The organism is Pseudidiomarina fusca (genome assembly GCF_032227045.1).
Taxonomy (GTDB): domain Bacteria; phylum Pseudomonadota; class Gammaproteobacteria; order Enterobacterales; family Alteromonadaceae; genus Pseudidiomarina; species Pseudidiomarina fusca.
The window spans coordinates 1-2,966 of record NZ_JANFPJ010000073.1 but is presented as its reverse complement, the minus strand read 5'-3'; the positions used below and the strand labels follow the sequence as shown (position 1 = coordinate 2,966).

The 2,966-nt window shown below is 43.6% G+C and carries 3 protein-coding genes; all 3 read left to right on the top strand.

The window, feature by feature from the left end:
• Positions 1–58 precede the first annotated feature (58 nt).
• Positions 59–604: a hypothetical protein gene (locus NOG12_RS13065; RefSeq protein WP_313933494.1), complete on the top strand. Its 546-nt coding sequence runs from the start codon at positions 59–61 to the stop codon at positions 602–604.
• A 107-nt stretch (positions 605–711) separates the two neighbouring features.
• On the top strand, positions 712–1,542 hold the full coding sequence (locus NOG12_RS13060) for an alpha/beta hydrolase (protein WP_181394974.1): 831 nt from the start codon (positions 712–714) through the stop codon (positions 1,540–1,542).
• Between the two features lie 514 nt (positions 1,543–2,056).
• On the top strand, positions 2,057–2,491 hold the full coding sequence (locus NOG12_RS13055) for a hypothetical protein (RefSeq protein ID WP_110077047.1): 435 nt from the start codon (positions 2,057–2,059) through the stop codon (positions 2,489–2,491).
• The last annotated feature ends 475 nt before the right edge of the window (positions 2,492–2,966 follow it).

The window sequence follows — 2,966 nt, the reverse complement described above, 5'->3', positions numbered from 1 at the left end:
TTCCGCAGCTTCGCTGCTCCATTGCGGCCGTTGCTGCAGGCGTTACATGGAGTGAGTCATGGCGTGGTTGCCAATGTATTTAATAGATGAAGACTTAAAGAGCCTGTCTGATTTTCTCAGATCGGAAGATGAAATTTCTCTAATCAAGCCAGTTGGTAAAGGACGTTGGCAGGCATTTAGTGACTTCGAAATTGGAGAGTCTGGTTGTTACTGTCTATTTCATTCCGGTGCAGGCCCACTTCCGTTATTGGCCGAGAATCATGATGATCCGGATGGTGAGGTTTCTGATCCATTTGAAGGTTGGCAGGAGAGGCGCGCTGGGGCAAACCCTAATCAACCCTATTTCGGTGCTGGGCACCCCGCGATATTCTGGCTCAATGCTCGACTCAAAGTAGATGGAAAGGTTGGTCTGTCTTCGTTTGAGTGGATCGGGAATCACTATGCCCAAATAGGGAAGCCCGCACCTGATGTTGCAAAAAAGTGGTGGGGGCGTCTTGGTAGGTGGGTCAGAAAGCAGTCTTTCAAAATTCCGCGGCATGGAGAGCTAGATGGTAATGGTAAGGATATTTGGGCTTTTAGTGGTGCAATGCTCGAATTCGAGTAAGGAGTGCATCGTGCCAGCAATCCCTAAAACCCATGTAACAAGTGCAGGCAAGGGACGCTCCTGACGTCGCGCCCCTGCTGCAAGCGTTATACATCATGGTTCATCAAATGAAATTATTTTTTCTATCGATATTGCTGCTGATCTGCTTTGAGTTAAGTGCCAACACTCCATACGAGTTACCGCGAAGTTCTGTGATTGAGCTAAAAGAACAATCCAGTGGGCGAATCTACCCTTTATTTATTCAACTACCTCCTTCCTACAGCACGAGAACTGATCAAGTTTACCCGGTGATTTACCTTACTGATGCGCACTACAGTTTTCCAATCGTATCTGGTGCAATGCGTTTTCCGATGAACAGTGGAGTTATGCAGCATGCCATTATCGTTGCGGTGTCTTATGAAAAAGGTTCGGCAGGAACAAGCAGCAGAACCAGAGATTATACGCCGACAGTGGCTAAATCATGGAAGCAGGAAACTGGCAATGCTAAAGGACATATGGTCTTTCTACGTGATGCAGTTATGCCATTTATTGAACACAATTACCGGGCAAGTAAAACAGACAGAACTTTTGTCGGCAACTCATTAGGCGGTTTGTTTGGTGCCTATATTTTGTTCTCTGAACCGGATCTGTTTTCAAACTACATACTGGGTAGTCCATCAGTCTGGTTTGATAACAATGTGATTCTTGCTTTACAAGCCGCAAAGCCAAAGGTAACGACAAAGGTGTACCTGTCTGTTGGTGAGTATGAAACACCTGTCTATGGTGAAGGGCAGGATATGTTGGCTGGTGCAAACCAATTAAAAGACAAGATTTTGCAACTGGATACTGCCAATATAGAGCTTCAATTTGAAATTGTAGCTGGTGCGACCCATGCGACAGCCTTTCCGACGACTGCAATTCAAGGGCTGGATTGGATTTATGGGAATAAAAAGCAATGATGTATAACAAACTGCGTCATTCGCGGCCTTTGGCCGCTGCGACGCTCACAGGTTCGCGCGCATGCGCGGGGCGTTAGGGTTACAAAGAAGATGGTGTTTAATTTTAGATATCTTTGCTTAATCTCATTCATGCTATTTGTAAGCGCATGTTCACAGGAAATAGTGTATTCGTCTTGTTCAAGCTCAGTAAAAGAAGGCCATGTCTGGATTTCCATAACTAAAAATAATGATGTGATGCTTGGCTCAGAGCGCTATTCTGACGATCTACTGCAAGATATTGTCTCAAACCTAAGTAAGAGCTGTGAAACTGTAACCGTAAACATTTCTTCGGACGCTGGGGTATCACATAAATCTGTATATGAAACGATCAAACGTATTAAGGTGTTGGGGTATAAAGTTGCAAGCCAACAACCCTAACAAGTGCAACCAGGCAGGGACAAATCCTCGCTGGCTAAACTACGGCCAAATCGCTCGAATTTGCCGCTGTTGCAAGCGTTAGGAGCAAGGAGCAGCATTGAAACCTGAGATTTCTTTAGAAAAAGTATGGTTTGATGATGATCTGATCGAATTGAAAATTTCTGTCTGTAATGGTAAATCGATATTTACTAATAAAGTTTATGTTGGCAGTCATCAAATTTTAGAGTTGGTAAACGCACTTAATGTCTTTAAAAACCATTATTACGGTGGTTTAAAAGACATATTGCTGGGTCAGTTTGGTCGTGAATACGCCAACGGTGCTTTTTCTGCGAGGCTTCACTTTCCTAAGCCGGGGGCTTTGTACATAGCAACTCATCAGCAATCTGAATACTTTGAGTTCAAGGGACAGGAAGAGGCAAGCGAGGCGAAAATGTACTTAAAAACCGAGCCAGCCCTTTTAGATAACTTTATTCAGGAGCTAAAGGGGTTAAGCAATGGCATTAGTGATGTTGCAACGCTCGTTTGCACCTAACAATCCGCGTCATTCGGGGCCTGCGGCCCCTGCGACGCTCACACGTTCGCGCGCATGCGCGGGGCGTTATATGTACCTAGAGTATGGTGTTTTAAATTAAATGGAATTACTAAAATCTCTAAAGTTAAACCTTATTGGGTTCTTTGTTATTTCATCAATATGCGCGTTATGGGCTGAAATCTATTTTCAGGTTTCCTTATCTTCATCTTTTTGGGTATATGCTGCAGAAAAAGGTGAATTAATACCAATGTTCAAGATGTTGTTTTACCCGTGGGTAGGCTTCCCTTTTTTATTTTTAGCGTGTTACTTAAAATTCAGAAAAGACAATGGTAAAAAGTACATATAACAAACAATTCAACAGGACAAAAAACAGTTGGTTTTGCTCCTGCGTCGCCAATTTTACCCAACTATTTTTTGCCTGTTAATGTGGGCGTTAAATGCCAAGGGAAGCTATGTGCAATTGCAAAGAACAACC